Here is a 16,139-nt window from a genome sequence, read left to right as displayed (position 1 = left end):
AGCCTCACGATTTCACGTGCGTGAAGTCATTGCGGCCCAAGGCTGTAATCGTTTACGTGTAACGCCATTTACGTGCCCACTTCACGTGCGGATGCCGGTATCCTTGCCCGCCTGACGCGCCGCCGCCGCGTCATCCCGTCCCCAAGGCCTTACCCATGAAACGTAACCCCCGCATCGAAGACCTGATCGCCCGCATGACCGTCGAGGAAAAGATCGGACAGCTGGGGGTATTCGCCGATGCGGTGCGTCCCTTCGCGCCCGACATCAATCCGGAGGTCAACGCGAAGGGCGCCGCCGAAGTGCTCGACCAGGTGCGGGCCGGGCGCGTGGGTGCGCTGTTCAACGGCGTGGGCGCAGCCGAAGGTCGCGAAGCACAGCGCGTGGCGGTGGAGGAGAGCCGTCTCGGCATTCCGCTGCTGTTTGGCGCCGACGTGATCCATGGCATGCGTACCGTGTTCCCCATTCCCCTGGGAGAGGCGGCGTCGTTCGAGCCGGACCTCGCGGAGCGCACCGCGCGCGCGACCGCGATCGAAGCCACCGCGGCGGGCGTCCACTGGACGTTCGCGCCCGCCGTCGACATCGCGCGCGATCAGCGCTGGGGCCGCGTCGCGGAAGCCGCGGGTGAAGACGTGGTGCTGGGATCGGCGTTCGCGGCCGCGCGCGTGCGCGGTTTCCAGGGCCCGGATCTCAAGGCGTCCGACGCGCTGCTCGCCACGCCGAAGCATTTCGCCGCCTACGGCGCCGTGGCTGGCGGCATGGAATACAACGCGGTCGACATCGCGCCGCAGACCCTGCGTGACGTGCACCTTCCGCCCTTCAAGGCGGCGCTCGATGCCGGTGCGCTCACCTTCATGAGCGCCTTCAACGACATCAACGGCGTGCCCGCATCGGCGAATCGTGAGCTGATGACCGACATCCTCCGCGGCGAGTGGGGATTCAAGGGCCTCGTGGTATCCGATTACACGGCCGACATGGAGCTGATCGCGCACGGCTTCGCCGCCGACGAGCGCGACGCCACGCGCCTCGCCTTCCTCGCCGGCGTCGACATGAGCATGCAGAGCGGCTTCTACGCCGACCACCTGGGCGACCTCGTCGCCTCGGGCGAGGTTCCGATGGACGTGCTCGACGAAGGTGTCCGCCGCGTCCTTTCGGTAAAGGATGCGATCGGGCTGTTCGACAATCCCTACCGCTCGCTCGACCCCGCCGTCGAGGCCGACACGTCGACGAACGAGGCGCATGCGGCACTGGCGCGCGATGGCGCGCGCCGTTCGATCGTGATGCTGAAGAACGACGGCGTGCTGCCGCTGAGCAAATCGGGGACGAAGATCGCACTGATCGGGCCGTTCGGTGCCGACATCGACAACCTCGAAGGATGCTGGACGCTCTTCGGCGATGCCCGTCGTCACGTGAACATCGAGACGGGCATCCGCGACGCGCTCGGCGACGACGCCTCGATCGAGGTGGTCGCCGGCTCCGGTATCGAGGCGGCGATCGAAGGCGGCATCGAGGCCGCCGTCGCCGCGGCGCGCCGCGCGGACGTCGTGCTGCTCGCCATCGGCGAGCCGCAGAATTATTCCGGCGAAGCGCAGTCGCGCACGCAGATCATCGTGCCGCCTGCGCAGCAGGCGCTCGCGGACGCCGTGATCGCGGCCGGTACGCCGGTCGTCGTGCTGCTGAAGAACGGCCGCGCGCTGGCGCTTACGGGCAAGGTGCGAGAAGCCAGCGCGATCCTCGTCACGTGGTTCCTCGGTAGCCAGACCGGTCCGGCCGTCGCCGATGTGGTTTTCGGCGACTACAACCCGGCGGCGCGCCTGCCCGTCAGCTTCCCGCAGGATGCCGGCCAGCAGCCCTATTTCTACAACCACCCGCGTACCGGTCGTCCCGAACTGGCCGACCAGCCCCCGGCGTTCAAGTCGCGGTACCGCGAGATCACCTTCGACGCCCTGTACCCGTTCGGGCACGGCCTTAGCTACACGACGTTCGCGTACACGGCACCGGAGGTACAGGCCAGCATCGGCTGGAACGAGACCATCGCCGTGTCCACGACCGTGACGAACACCGGCAAGGTCGCCGGCGAAGAGGTGGTGCAGCTCTACATCCACGACCGCGTCGCCAGCCGCGTCCGGCCGGTGCGTGAACTGAAGGCGTTCCGGAAGATCATGCTCGCACCGGGAGAGTCGGAAGACGTGTCGTTCGAACTCACGCGACGGGACCTCGCGTTCACCCACCGCGACGGCACCACCTTCGACGCCGAGCCGGGCGAGTTCGACGTCTGGATCGCGGGCTCATCGGCGGCCGGCGAAAGCGCGCGCTTCGTGCTCCGCGATTCCTGACGGCTTCGCCCGCGGACGCGGCGAGGGACTCTCGCACGGCCGCCATCCGACACCACCGCTAAAGCCGGCTCGGTAGCCTCCCTACGGTAGGCGCTCCCCACCCAAGGAGCGTCACCCATGACACCACGCGTTCGTCCTCTTTCCCTTGCCATCGCCGCCGCGGCGCTGGCGCTGACCGTGTGCCGCACCGCCGCGGCGGAGACCACCCCCTACGCTCCGGTCATAGCGTGGGGACCCTGTTCGCCGGAGCAGGTCGACGAGGGCTCCATCGACGACCTGGGCGGCCGTCTCGAATGCGGCAGCATGAAGGCGCCGCTGGACGACGACGCGCCATTGCCCCGGCTGGTCGATGTCGGCGTCATACGCGTCAAGGCGGGTAACGCCGCCGCCCGACAGGGCTCCCTCTTCCTCAACTTCGGCGGCCCCGGCGGGAATCCCCTTAACGACCTGCCTGTCTTGGCGCAGGTCTGGTCGCAAGCGGAAGACGACGGCTCGCCTCGCGCTTACCGGCGCCGGCTCGCCGACCGCTACGATCTGGTCGCCGTCGTTCCTCGCGGACTGCGCGGCGGCGTACGATTCACCTGCAGCGAGCCCGAACCGAGCGTCGGGGACCCCTCGTTATTCAAGAGCGACGAGGATTGGGTCACGGCCATCTACGGCGGTATACGTTTCGCCGACAGCTGCGCCGCCGGAATGCATGCGAGCGTCGGTACGCTCGGTCACGTGCGCGACATGGAACGCGCCCGGGCCGCCCTCGGTGAGCCGACGTTGAACTTCCTAGGGTACTCGTACGGCACGTGGGTCGGCGCGTTCTATGCCGCTACGTATCCCGAGCATGCGGGCCGCGTCGTCCTCGATTCTTCCGTCAACTTCCGAAGCACGTTCGAACACCACTTCGAAGCGGTCACGAACGAGCGCAGCGCGTCCTTCCGTCGTGAGGCGCTCCTGCCGGCCCTTGCCGAACCCGCCTACGGCGTCGGCAACGACCCGGCCGACGTCATCAACCGCCTGCGCGACATGCCTCTTTGGGCTCGCGCAGCTTGGGCCCGCGACGTCGAAACACCCGCTCAGCTTGCCGCCGTGCTCACCCTTGCCGAGTGGATCGCCAAGGACCCCGATATCGAACCCGCGGCCCTCGTCGATCGGGTGACACGCCATCGTTTCAGTCACGTACCAGCCGTGGATGAAGCGATTCGAGAGGCGGCCAACCGGTATGCGTCCATGCTTCGGTCGGTCGGATCGGCGAGGTCGTCGGAGCAAGAAGACGCAGAGCGGCCCCTGCTCGATCAGCACGTCTACCTCGGCGTGGTGTGTGGTGATTCCGCTTGGAATCCCGACATCAAGACAGTGCGGAGACGTGCGAAGGAGATCGGGGAGACGCAGCCGGAGTCCCATGCCGGGTTTCTCGCCATGAACCTCGTCTGTCGGCAGTGGCCTATCCCTACCCAGTGGCGGCCACCCCTGAGCGCCCTGTCGTCGGCGCCGCCCATGCTCATGGCGCAGGCCGAATTCGACCACGCCACGCCGCTGGTCACCGCGCGGGAGGCATTCACTGGGACGCCGGGCACCTACATGGTGATGGCACGCGGAATGCGCGCGCATGGCGTGTTCAGCGCGTCGAGCACGCCTTGCGTCGAGAAGACGGTGGGCGACTATCTGCTGGATGGCGTGCTCCCGAAGGAGCACGACATCCAATGCGATTACGAGCCGGACCCGGCCGACGCCGTGAACGAGCGTACGGGCGAGGGCGATTCGTTGCAGGCATTGCGCGAGCGCCTGCGGCGAATACTGGAGAAGAGCTGAACCCAGGCAACGCGGGAGCCGGGGCCGGGACGAGCGCTCGGCCCCGGCCTTTCGAATGCTCGGCGCCCGCACGTCGCCGGTGTGCTTCGCCTGTCACGTCGTATGACGGCGACGCCCGCGGAAACGACGAGGCTCATTCGTACCAATGCGCTGCACGTTCGCCGCTGACGCCGGCTCGACGCCGTCCTTAAGGTGAGCGCTCCCCCCAAGGAGCGTCACCCATGACACCACGCGTTCGTCCTCTTCCCCTTGCCATCGCCGCCGCCGCGCTGGCGCTCACGGTTTGTCGCACCGCCGATGCGGCATCGACCGCGGCGGATCCCGCCATCGCCTGGACCTCCTGCGCGGCCGAGTTCGTCGATGCCACGTTCATCGACGCCCTCGGCGACCGGCTCGAGTGCGGCGTCATGAAGGCACCGCTCAGCGAGGCCGAGGCGCTGCCTCGCCTCATCGACGTCGGCGTCGTGCGGATCCGGGCGGGCAAACCCGAGGCGAGGCAGGGCTCCCTGTTCTTCAACTTCGGCGGGCCCGGCGGCAACCCGCTGAGCTTCCTTCCCCTCTACGGCTACGTCTGGTCGGAAACCCCAGACGATGACTCGCCCGCCGCCTACCGACGTCGCATCGCCGACCGCTACGATCTCGTCGCTGTCATCCCGCGTGGGATGCACGGCGGAGAGCGCTTCACGTGCAAGGATCCCTACCCCTACTTCATGCACGATCCCGCCGTCCGCCGCAGCGACGACGACTTCCTGCAGTTCATCGAATCGGGCACCGCGTTCGCTCATGGCTGCGGCGGCGAAAATGGCATTCCCGCCAGCGCGGGAACACTGGGCCATGTAAGAGATATGGAGCGGGCGCGAGTCGCCCTGGGCGAATCCAGGATGAATTTCCTGGGGATCTCCTACGGAACGTGGGTGGGCGCGTTCTACGCCGCGACCTATCCGCAGCACACCGGCCGCATGGTGCTCGATTCCTCGATGAACTACGCGGGCACCATCGAACAGCAGTTCGACGACCAGCCGGCGGAACGCAGCGACCTCTTCCGCCGTCTGGCACTGCTGCCTGCCACGTCAACGCCCGCCTACGGTCTCGGATGCGATCCGGATGCCGTGATGCGACGACTGGGCGACATGCCGCCACTCGCGCGCGAGGCCTGGGCCACGTCGATCACCACGCCTGCGCAACTGGCGGCGGCGCTCACGATGGCCGACTGGATCGGCGACGAGGCCAGCGTGACGGCGGCCGACCTCATCGAACGCGCCGGGGTGCACCACTTCAGCGAGGAGGCCGACGTCGACGACGAGATCCGCAAGGCGGCGATCGAGCTGGCACCGACGATCCGCCCGAAGCCCACGTCGTTCATCGACTGGAATGTCTACTACAGCGTGATCTGCGGCGATACGCCGTGGCAGCGCGACCTTCGTGGACTGCGGACACTGGCGAACGAGATCGGTACGACGAGGCCCGAGGCTTCGGGTGAGGGCATCAGCGCCGCGCTCGCCTGCAGGGCCTGGCCCAACCCCACCCAGTGGCGACCGCTCCTCAGTTCACTGTCGGAGGCGCAGCCATTGCTTCTCGTGCAGGCGGAGTTCGATCCTGCCACGCCACTGAAGCTCGCACGCAAAGCATTCGAAGCATCGCACGATGCATACATGGTCACGGCGCGCGGCATGTTTGGCCACGGCGTCTTCGGCATGTCGGAGACGCCCTGCATCGAGGCTTCGGTCGGCGATTATCTGCTCGACGGCAAGCTTCCGACGTCGCACGACACGCAATGCGACTTCGTTCCGACCCTCCGCGCGACGGAAGAGGGGCGTTCGGACGAGCGTGACGCCGTGCGAATGGCTCAGGACGAGCTGCGACGGATGCTCCGTCATAGCTAAGCGATTCGGGCAAGGCCGACACGATTTCTCGGCCTTGCCCTCTGTCTGACCCGCCGATTGAAACCTACGGTAGCGCTCCGCTTCCGTGGACCCTTCGAATGACGTTCCTCAGAACATGTTTGCTTTCCGCGAGCCTGGCACTCGCGACCCTGTCGCCCGCCGCGAGCGTGGCAACCACCGATGAACTGGCACCGGGATCGATCGCCTGGGCGGCTTGCACCGATGACCTGGTCGACGCCGAGTGGAGGGATGCCTGGGGACCCAGGCTCCAGTGCGGAACCCTCTCCGTGCCCCGTGCCTACGGCGCGCCCGAATCCGGCGCGGTCGACATCGGTCTCGTCCGCGTGCGCGCGGGTGAGATGGCCCAACGACAGGGCACAATGTTCTTCCATTTCGGCGGCCCCGGTGCGAACCCGCTCGACTTCCTTCCGCAGGTGGCTGCGACGTGGGCGCTCGCCTCGCCGGATAGCGCCATCGACGGAGACAAGCGTCGTCTTGCCGACCGTTACGACCTGTTGGCGATCGTTCCGCGCGGACTGCGCGGCGGTCCGCGCGTCACCTGCGGGACACCGCCCGGCTTCAGCGGTGGCCCCGATCCCACCATCGACCTGGCGGACTGGAACTGGTCGGCGTTCGTGCGCGAAGCGCGCGATTTCGCGACGGCATGCTCCGCCGACGCGGTGCAGAGCACGGTGAACACACATACGCACGTCCTGGACATGGAGAAGGTGCGCCGCTCACTCGGCGAGCCGAAGGTCCATTTCCTGGGGGTGTCCTACGGCAGCTGGGTCGGCGCGTTCTATGCCGCCCTTTTCCCAGGCCATGTCGGACGGATGGTGCTCGACTCCTCGATGGACTACACCGGCACGTTCGAGCAGCAGATCGACAGCCTTGCCCCCGAAACGCACGACCTCCTCCTGCGCCGCGCGGTACGGCCCGCGTTGCGCGACCCTGCCTACGGTTGGCGCGAGCGAACCGAAGCCAGCGTGCTGGATGCCATTCGCGCCGTACCCGGTGAAGCGCTCCGCGCATGGCTGGGCGGCATTGAAACGCCCGACGAACTGGTGGCCATGCTCTCGCTCGCGGAATGGATCCGCGAAATGCGCGCGACATGGACGGATGCCGAACGGTGGGCGGACGTCCCCGCGCAATTGACGCGACGCGCGCGAGCCCACGTGTTCAGTCCCGACGCGACGACCGACGCGCGAGTCCGCGATGCCGCCGCCGAGCTCATCGACCGGCTCGATTCGCCGCAGGCGCCGTCGTCCATGACCGATATGGCCGTCTACTTCGGCACCACCTGCGGCGACGGCCGCTGGACGAAAGACCTCAAGCAGCTTCGCCACCTTGCCGGCGTGCTCGGGCAGCGCTATCCCCTGCACGGTGGCGGGCCCGTACTCACCGGCCTCATCTGCCGGTTCTGGCCCCATGCGCCGCGCCTGACCATCCCGACACAGCGCCTCGCGGAATCGGTTCCGCCGATTCTCATGGTGCATGCCGAGTTCGATGTCATCACGCCCATCGACGGTGCGTTGCGCGCTTTCGAGGGAACACGCGACGCTCGCATGGTGGTCGCGCAGGGCATGGTGGGTCACGGTGTATTCGGTATGTCCGACACCCCTTGCGTGGAGCACGCGGTCGGCCGTTTCCTGCTGACGGGCACGCTCCCGGACGAGCGCATCACGGCGTGCCCGTTCGTGCCGCGGGCCGCGGGCCGCGAGGAACGTGCGGCGGATGGCTGGCCGTCTCTCGACAGTATCCGCGAGACCCTGCGCGTGCGACTGCGGCGAAGCTGACGCCGTCGCCGGTCCGCCACGTACCTTCGTACGATGCCACCTAGGGTGCGCGACGCGCATAATCGTCCGCGACATTCCTCAGGAACCCATCGATGAAAGAGCTCGAAGGCAAGGTCGCCCTCGTCACGGGCGCGGCCAGTGGCATCGGTCGCGCCATCGCGACGGCTTACGCGAACGCGGGCGCGCGGGTCATCGTCGCCGACCTGGCCATCGATGCCGCGCGCGAAGCGGCGGCGTCGATGGCCAACCGCGCCCTCGGCATCGCGATGGACGTCGCCGACGAGGCGCAGGTCGACGAGGGCTTCGCGCGGACGGCGCGCGACATCGGTCCCGTCGACATCCTCGTCAGCAATGCCGGCGTGCAGATCATTTCGCCGCTGGTGGAATTCGCGTTCGCCGACTGGAAGCGCATGCTCGCCATCCACATGGACGGCGCGTTTCTCACCAGCCGCGCCGCGATGCGGCAGATGATCGCCTCCGGGCGAGGCGGCTCCATCATCCTGATGGGCTCGGCGCATTCGCACGTCGCGTCGAAATTCAAGGCGCCGTACGTCGCGGCCAAGCACGGTCTGCTGGGGCTCGCGCGGGTGATCGCGAAGGAAGGCGCGCCCGACAACATCCGTTCGAACGTGATCTGCCCCGGCTTCGTGCGCACGCCGCTCGTGGAGAAGCAGATCCCGGAACAGGCGCGCGAACTGGGAATCAGCGAAGACGAGGTGGTGCGGAACGTCATGCTGCGCGATACCGTCGACGGCGAGTTCACGACGCTGGAGGACATCGCCGAGGCCGCGCTGTTCCTCGCCGGCTTCCGTTCGAACGCGTTGACCGGGCAGTCGCTCGTGGTCACGCACGGCTGGCACATGCAGTAGGCGCGCGACACCTTCGATGCCGGCGCAGGCGGACGCGGTGCTGGCGTCCGTCCTATCGCCGCGAGGGCGTGGACGACGCGCGCGGAAGAAGTCGGCGTCTGCGTGTTCGCCGCGGCGGTCGCTACGCTACCGGCGCCCACACGGGCACCTCCGGCCGGCAAGCCCGCCGGGGTCCACCCTGGACATGGATCGCCATGAAGACCATCGTTTCCCTCACGCTCCTCGCCGGAGCACTCGCGGCCGCGCTCCCCGCCGCCGCGGAATCCGTCGCCCCGCTTTCCTGGACGGCCTGCGGGGCGGCCGCCCCTGACGTCGCGTCGCGAACCGAATGCGCCCGCCTTATCGTGCCGCGCGACTACGCCGATCCGACATCCGGCACGCTGGAGCTCGACGTGGTGCGGGTCGTCGCGGACAGCGCCCGCGGCGACCGCCACGACGGCACGCTTCTGCTCGAGCCCGACGAATTCGCCGATCCCGTCCGGGTTGCCGTGCCCGCCACGGCCGCCTCGTGGCGGGCGGGGGATGATACGTGGCGCGAACTATCGCGCCGGATGGACCTCGTCGGTCTCGCGTCCCGACGCATGGACGATGCGCAAGGACACGATTGCCTCAGCGCGACCGCGGCCTTGCCGCGGCATCGCACGCTCGGCATCGACATGACCGATGCCAACTTCGCCGCGGCCGATCAGCTGGCCGTCGCGATCGCCGCCGCATGCCGCAACGATCCCATGCATGACCGCATCGGAACCGAGCCGCGTATCGCGGACATCGAGCGCCTGCGCGAGGCGCTCGGGCAGGAACGACTGCACATCCTCGCCACCGGTCGCGGCGGTTGGGTGGCGGCCCGATACGCCGAGCGACATCCTCGGCGCGTCGATCGCCTCTTGCTCGACGGCAGCTGGGATATCGACGGTTCGGTCGCCGAGGCCATGGAGGCCCGCATCGCCGAGCGCGGCCGCACGCTGCGTCGCGCGATCTCGGATCTCGTCGAGGCACCGGCGCGTTACGGCTGGGGAAGCGACGCCGCCGACGTACGCGCACGCATCGCTCGTATCCCGCCAGCATGGCGCGCGGCGTGGGCGCCGGGCATGGTCGACGCGGTCCACGTCGCCGCGGCCCTCGCCATGGGACGCCAGCTCGATGCGGACGCGGGCCTCACGGCGGCGGCGCTCGGCGACGCGCTGGCAACGGCGCCGCTTGCGCCGGATGCGGTCATCGCCCGCGACGTGCGGGCCGCCGCGGCTTCGCTGCTGGCGGCCGGCGATCGCCAGGGCGATGCCGACGCCTACGGATTCGGCCCGCGTGCCGTTGACGCGGCGCCGGCACGGATCGCGACCGCCTTCGCGGCCCGTTGCAACGATGGCTACTGGGGCGCCGACAGCCGCTACTGGCGAGAGCGCGTGCGAGAACTCGACGCGTCGTGGCCGGGCAGCGTCGGCAACGAGCTCTTCCAGGGCATGGTGTGCAGCTACTGGCCGGGCGCATTCGGGCCGTCGTCGGTCCCGGTGCTGATGCGGTCGTTCCTGATGGTGCACGCGGAGTTCGACGCCGAAGCGCCGCTGCGCGGCGCCGCCATGTCGATGCAGACGCACGCCAACGCGAAGCTCGTCGTCGCGCGTGGATTACGCGGGCACTCCGTAGCCACGCGTCACGACCGTCCCTGTGTGAGCGGCGCCGTGGCGCGGTATCTCGGCGAAGGCGTCTTGCCGTCGATGCCGCTGACGAACTGTCGCCCACCGGAGAATCCGCCGGCGAAGTGATCTCGCCGGGCGGCGTCCGACTCGTGCGACAACGTCAGAACATGATCTGGGCGCGCACCTCGAGGATGCGCGGATCGGCGCGTACGTCGCGCCGATCGCTCACGGCGCGCACATAGTTGGCCTGCAGCTTCAGGTATTTCGTGACGTACCAGTTGGCGCCGATCGTCCAGTCGTGCTCGGTGCCGCCGAGCACCGGGCCGTCGTCCAGGTCGAGCGTGCTGTAGCGAAGCAGCACCTCGACCGCTCCCCAGGGTCCTTTCGGAACGACGTCCGCGTTGTTGCCACCGCTGTAGCCACGCGATTCACCGGTCAACACCCAGCTTCCGAACGCGTACCAGCCGTGGGCCCTGTACGCCGGTTTGTCGACGAGCTTCACGCGGGCGTCGAGGTATTCGCCCTGCACGGACCACGGGCCACCGATCCACAGAAGTTCGGTACCCCGCCGGTCGACGTGGTCGGCGACGGCGAGCACACCGGTGTCCACGAGACGCGTCGTGGCGAGCCCCGCCTCGGGCACGGCCCGCAGACGAATACCGGGCGGCGTGTAGCGACCGCGGCCGTCGGTACTGCCGTAGGGAACTTCGCGCGACGCCGAGATCCCGAGATGCAGGACGTCGCCGGGATCGTTGCGCGGCGTCCACGCCGCGCGGCCCGCCACCATGCGGCCGTCGAGTTTGCCCTGTAGATTGCCGCCGTTGTAGTAACCCAGCTGCAGCAGATACCGCTTCCGCGTCAGGGCCCAATCCACGCCGATCCGCCGGTTGGCGTAAATGGCCTGCATGGGAATCGACGCTTCGAGAAACGAGGTGCTGCCGGTGTTCGTGTTGCCCTCGAAACCCACGGGTGTCTTCGTGAAGCCGACGCGCACGGCGCCGAGATCGGTGCCGACCACGGGTTTGGTCTGCATCCGGAAGAACACGTCGAGCCATACCTTCGCCTGGAAATCGAACAGGCCCATGGCGTCGTAGACGCCCTTCTTCTTCACGAAGAATCCCAGCTCCTTCCGCCGGAAGCTTTGCGCATTTTCGTAAAGATCGCCGTCGTGCGAGAAGCGATCGACGTCGTACTGGTACTTCAGCATGAGGCCGAGATCGGTACCGTCGGCGAAGACATGATGGGTCGGCCAGTGCTCGCGCCAGCTGAAATCGGCGGTTCTGGCGGCGAAAGGCGCCAGCAACGCCAGCGCGCCGATGATGAACGTCTTCAAGGATCCTTGCCCCTTCCAGGGCGCGCTACGGAGGTTGGCGCGCGAGTCAGCCCCCGACCTTACCCTGCGCGGAAGACGCCGATCAATCCGGCGCGCGACTCAGCGTTTCGGAACCAACCGGATCTCGAACACCTTCGGCCAATGCTTGCCGGTGACGAACAGGCGGTCGTGCGCGGCATCGTAAGCGATGCCGTTGAGTACGTCGTCCACCGGATTGTCGAGCTTCGAGACATCGAGCAGTCCAGCGAGATCGATCCAGCCGACGACATGGCCTGTCTTCGGATCGATGCGCGCGATGCGTTCGGTCTGCCAGATGTTCGCGTAGATCTCGCCCTTGACCCACTCCAGCTCGTTGACCTGCCGCACAGGCTTCCCGTTCGCGGTGACGTCGATCGACCCGGTGCGCTGGAAGCTGGCCGGATCCAGCACGCGGATGGTCGGCGTGCCGTCGCTCATGTAGATGTGCGTCGCGTCGCGCGTCAGCGCCCAGCCTTCGCCGGGATAACGGAAGCCGCCCGCGAGTTTCATCGTGGCCTTGTCGTAGACGAAGGCCACGCCGTCCTGCCAGGTAAGCTGCACGAGTTTCGTGCCCGAGGTGATGATGCCCTCGCCGAAATAGCCCGTCGGCGTATCGACCTGCTGTACCACCTCGCCGGTGTCGAGGCGGACCTTGCGCACCGTCGACGCGCCGAGTTCACCGGTGCTCTCGTAGAGAAACCCGTCTTCGTAGAAGAGACCTTCGGTGAAGGCGCCCGGATCATGCGGAAATTCGCGCACGATCTTGTACCCGTAGACCGGGATCGTCGCCGCGGCAAGCGAGGGGACGCACGCGAGGGATAGAACGACCACGGCGAGGCGGAGATACGGGAACCTGGGCACGAGAGACTCCATGGCGGACGGCGCATGATAAGAAAAAGGGGCGCCGGAGCGCCCCTTTTCGTCGCACGCACGCGATCCGGGAGGATCAGATGGCGTAGTACATCTGGAACTCGAGCGGATGCGTGCTCGCGCGGTAGCGCGTGACTTCCTGCATCTTCAGCGCGATGTAGCCGTCGATGAAGTCGTCGGTGAACACGCCGCCCGCCTTGAGGAACTCACGATCCTTGTCGAGCGCGACCAGCGCTTCGTCGAGGCTCGCGCAGACCTGCGGGATGTTCTTCTCTTCTTCCGGCGGCAGGTCGTAGAGATCCTTGTCGGCCGGCGCACCCGGGTCGATCTTGTTCAGGATGCCGTCGAGGCCGGCCATCATCAGCACGGTGAACGTCAGGTAGCCCGACTGCATCGGATCCGGGAAGCGGATCTCGATGCGGCGACCCTTCGGGCTCGACACGTACGGGATGCGGCACGAGGCCGAGCGGTTGCGCGCCGAGTAGGCGAGCATGACCGGTGCCTCGTAGCCCGGGACGAGGCGCTTGTAGCTGTTCGTCGTCGAGTTGGCGAAGGCGTTGATGGCCTTGGCGTGCTTGAAGATGCCGCCGATGTACCACAGCGCGGTCTGCGAGAGGCCACCGTAGAGGTCGCCCGCGAAGAGGTTCTCGCCGTTCTTCGACAGCGACTGGTGCACGTGCATGCCCGAGCCGTTGTCGCCGACGATCGGCTTCGGCATGAACGTCACGGTCTTGCCGGCCTGGTGCGCGACGTTCTTGATGACGTACTTCATCGTCATCAGTTCGTCGGCCTTCTTCACCAGCGTGTTGAAGCGCGTGCCGATCTCGCACTGGCCGGCGTTCGCGACTTCATGGTGGTGCACTTCCACCACCTGGCCGAGCGACTCCAGCACCTTGCACATGTCGGCGCGCAGGTCGCCGAGGCTGTCGACCGGGCTGACCGGGAAATAGCCGCCCTTCACGCCCGGACGGTGGCCGGTGTTGGTGCCGTCGTACTTGTAACGCGAGGCCCACGCGGCTTCTTCCGAGTTGATCTCGTAGAACACGCGGCCCATGTCGTTCTGCCAGCGGATCGAGTCGAAGATGAAGAACTCGGGCTCCGGACCGAAGAACGCCGTGTCGGCGATGCCAGTGGACTTCAGGTACGCCTCGGCGCGCTTCGCGATGGAACGCGGATCGCGGCCATAGGCCTGCATGGTGCTCGGCTCGAGCACGTCGCAATGCATGATCAGCTGCTTGTGGGCGCTGAACGGATCGAGGTGCGCCGTTTCCGGGTCCGGCATGAGGACCATGTCGGACTCGTTGATGCCCTTCCAGCCCGCGATCGACGAGCCGTCGAACATCTTGCCGTCTTCGAAGGTGCCTTCGTCGATGGCATGCGAGGGGAACGTCACGTGATGGTGCTTGCCGAGGATGTCGGCGAAGCGCAGGTCGACGAACTCGATTTCCTCGTCCTTGATCAGGTTCAGCACTTTGGAGACGGCGGACATACAAACCTCGAATGGGTGTTGGGCTTCGGGGACGGAGCAAACGTTGTGCCAGCGCCTCCGCGTCTCGCGGACCGGCCTGGGCCAAGCCCCGGCATCATAGACCGGGCGAGGTGGCCATGTGCAAATGCACCGACATGGTGCAACAGGACGGATCTTGCACCTCCTCCGGTCCGATGTCGGCGCCTCGGGGCGTAACGGGATTTACGCTGGCACCATGCGGCGGTTCCCGCCCCCCGGCCGCCGCCATGCGCTTCGCCCTACTCGCCTCGTTCATCGCTGTCGCCACGTCCGCCGCCGTGGCGGAAACCGCGCCCTGCACCTGGGCCAACCCGATCGACATCGACTACCGCTACAACTTCGAGCAGATGAACGAGGGGATCTCGTACCGCACGGGCGCGGATCCCGCGATCGTCCGGTACGACGGTGCGTACTACCTGTTCCAGACGCTGGCCGACGGGTACTGGGTGTCGAAGGATCTGGTGGACTGGCGCTTCGTGAAGCCGGATCACTGGCCCTTCGACAGCGAGGTCGCGCCGGCGACGCTCGTGGCCGACGGCAAGCTGTTTCTCATGCAGTCCGCGTTCGCGCCGCGCCCGCTGATGGTCTCGACCGATCCCGCGCATGGTCGCTGGTCGTTCTGGACGCGGCAGCTGCCAGCGGTACCGGGCGCGACGCAGTACGACGAGACCGGCACGCGAGTAGCGAACGGACCGCTGCCGCCAGGGCCGTGGGATCCGGGCCTGTTCCGGGATGACGACGGCCAGGTGTACCTCTACTGGGGTTCGTCGGACAGACACCCGCTCTACGGCGCGCGGATGGATTTACGGCTCGACTCCGACGAGGGCGAAGGCAAGCGGCTCGCCTTCCTGACGACGCCGGCGGCGTTCATCCACCTCGATCCCGCGAATCACGGCTGGGAGCGCTTCGGCCCCGATCACACCTTGGGCGACCGGCCCGCGTACATGGAGGGCGCATGGATGAACCGGCACGGCGACCGCTATTACCTGCAGTACGCGGCGCCCGGCACCGAGTACAACGTCTACGGCACCGGCGTTTACGTCGGCAGGGCGCCGCTCGGACCGTTCGAATACGCCCCGTACAACCCCGTGGGCTACAAGCCGGGCGGCTTCGTCACGGGCGCGGGCCATGGCTCGACGTTCGAAGACGCGTTCGGCAACGCCTGGAACGCGGGTACCGCGTGGCTCGGCGTGAACTGGACGTTCGAACGTCGCATCGACCTGTTCCCTGCCGGCTGGCATGACGACGGCCAGATGTGGATCGATACGCGATTCGGCGACTTTCCCCAGCGCATGCCGGATCACAAGCTGCGCGACGGGGAAAGCACGTTCACCGGATGGATGCTGCTGTCGTATCGCAAGCCCGTCACCGCGTCCTCTTCGCTACCGGACCACCCCGCGTCCACCGTGACCGACGAAAACCCGCGCTCGTTCTGGGTGGCCCGCGACAACACGGCCGGTCAAACGCTCACGGTCGACCTAGGTGGCACGCCCACCGTGCGCGCCGTACAGGTGAATTACGCCGACTACCGATCGGATCGCTACGGCGACGCTCCCGATCTCGTGACGCAATTCGTACTTCAGGGTTCACTCGATGGCCGCCGGTGGAACGTGCTCGCCGATCTCTCGAACGAGTCACGCGATCGACCCAATGCGTACATCGAACTGACACACCCGACGAAGCTCCGTTATGTGCGCTATGTGCATAAACATGCCGGCGCGAAGCATCTTGCGATCTCGGACCTGCGGGTCTTCGGAAACGCGGAAGGTCCTGCGCCCGCCGCGCCCGTTCGCGTCACGGCGACGCGCGGCACCGATTCCCGGGAGGCCACGATCTCGTGGGCGCCCGTCGGGGGCGCGGTGGGCTACAACGTGCGCTGGGGCCTCGCCGCCGATCGCCTGCATGCCACGTACCAGCGTTTCGCGGACCAGCCCACATCGTTTACGCTCCGTGCTCTGAACAAGGGCGTTCGCTATGTCGTGGCCGTGGAGGCGTTCGACGAGCGTGGCGTTTCGGCCTTGTCGCAGACCGTTGTCATCGCTCCGTAGCTTTCGCGCGCGAGCGCGCTCCCGCCCGACGGCGGGAATCGTTCC

10 protein-coding genes are annotated in these 16,139 nt (G+C 67.4%); 7 read left to right on the top strand and 3 right to left on the bottom strand.

The features are described from left to right. The first annotated feature begins 155 nt into the window (after positions 1–155). The 6 genes from BMW54_RS16645 (at position 156) to BMW54_RS16620 (ending at position 10,444) form a co-directional block, all read left to right on the top strand. Positions 156–2,333: a glycoside hydrolase family 3 N-terminal domain-containing protein gene (locus BMW54_RS16645; RefSeq protein ID WP_090058285.1), complete on the top strand. Its 2,178-nt coding sequence runs from the start codon at positions 156–158 to the stop codon at positions 2,331–2,333. Positions 2,334–2,450: 117 nt separating this feature from the next. Further along, complete coding sequence (locus BMW54_RS16640) at positions 2,451–4,136, top strand: alpha/beta hydrolase (RefSeq protein WP_090058283.1); 1,686 nt, start codon at positions 2,451–2,453, stop codon at positions 4,134–4,136. 221 nt (positions 4,137–4,357) lie between these two features. Continuing rightward, positions 4,358–6,019: an alpha/beta fold hydrolase gene (locus tag BMW54_RS16635; protein ID WP_090058281.1), complete on the top strand. Its 1,662-nt coding sequence runs from the start codon at positions 4,358–4,360 to the stop codon at positions 6,017–6,019. 287 nt (positions 6,020–6,306) lie between these two features. After that, positions 6,307–7,815 carry an alpha/beta hydrolase gene (locus tag BMW54_RS16630; RefSeq protein ID WP_175472902.1) on the top strand — a complete coding sequence of 503 codons (1,509 nt, stop codon included), beginning with the start codon at positions 6,307–6,309 and terminating at the stop codon, positions 7,813–7,815. A gap of 92 nt (positions 7,816–7,907) precedes the next feature. Beyond that, positions 7,908–8,684 carry a 3-hydroxybutyrate dehydrogenase gene (locus BMW54_RS16625; RefSeq protein WP_090058277.1) on the top strand — a complete coding sequence of 259 codons (777 nt, stop codon included), beginning with the start codon at positions 7,908–7,910 and terminating at the stop codon, positions 8,682–8,684. A 194-nt stretch (positions 8,685–8,878) separates the two neighbouring features. Further along, on the top strand, positions 8,879–10,444 hold the full coding sequence (locus tag BMW54_RS16620) for an alpha/beta fold hydrolase (protein WP_090058274.1): 1,566 nt from the start codon (positions 8,879–8,881) through the stop codon (positions 10,442–10,444). Between the two features lie 34 nt (positions 10,445–10,478). Here BMW54_RS16620 and BMW54_RS16615 read toward each other — a convergent pair whose 3' ends face one another. From BMW54_RS16615 to glnA, 3 genes are all read right to left on the bottom strand, one after another. Continuing rightward, entirely contained in the window at positions 10,479–11,651 is a 1,173-nt protein-coding gene (locus tag BMW54_RS16615) for an OprO/OprP family phosphate-selective porin (RefSeq protein WP_090058272.1), read from the bottom strand. A gap of 99 nt (positions 11,652–11,750) precedes the next feature. Next, the gene (locus tag BMW54_RS16610) at positions 11,751–12,530 is read right to left on the bottom strand and encodes a glutaminyl-peptide cyclotransferase (protein WP_090058270.1); all 780 of its coding nucleotides are present in this window, start codon (positions 12,528–12,530) and stop codon (positions 11,751–11,753) included. A gap of 85 nt (positions 12,531–12,615) precedes the next feature. Next, on the bottom strand, positions 12,616–14,028 hold the full coding sequence (gene glnA / locus BMW54_RS16605) for a type I glutamate--ammonia ligase (protein ID WP_090058267.1): 1,413 nt from the start codon (positions 14,026–14,028) through the stop codon (positions 12,616–12,618). 245 nt (positions 14,029–14,273) lie between these two features. Between glnA and BMW54_RS16600 the strand changes: the two genes are divergently transcribed. Then, positions 14,274–16,094, top strand: a complete 1,821-nt coding sequence (locus BMW54_RS16600; RefSeq protein WP_090058265.1) for a family 43 glycosylhydrolase — start codon at positions 14,274–14,276, stop codon at positions 16,092–16,094. Positions 16,095–16,139 lie beyond the last annotated feature (45 nt).

This window comes from Luteibacter sp. 329MFSha, from assembly GCF_900111665.1.
Taxonomy (GTDB): Bacteria; Pseudomonadota; Gammaproteobacteria; order Xanthomonadales; family Rhodanobacteraceae; genus Luteibacter.
Note: the sequence above shows the minus strand (reverse complement) of the source record. Positions and strands in the feature narration are given on the sequence as shown.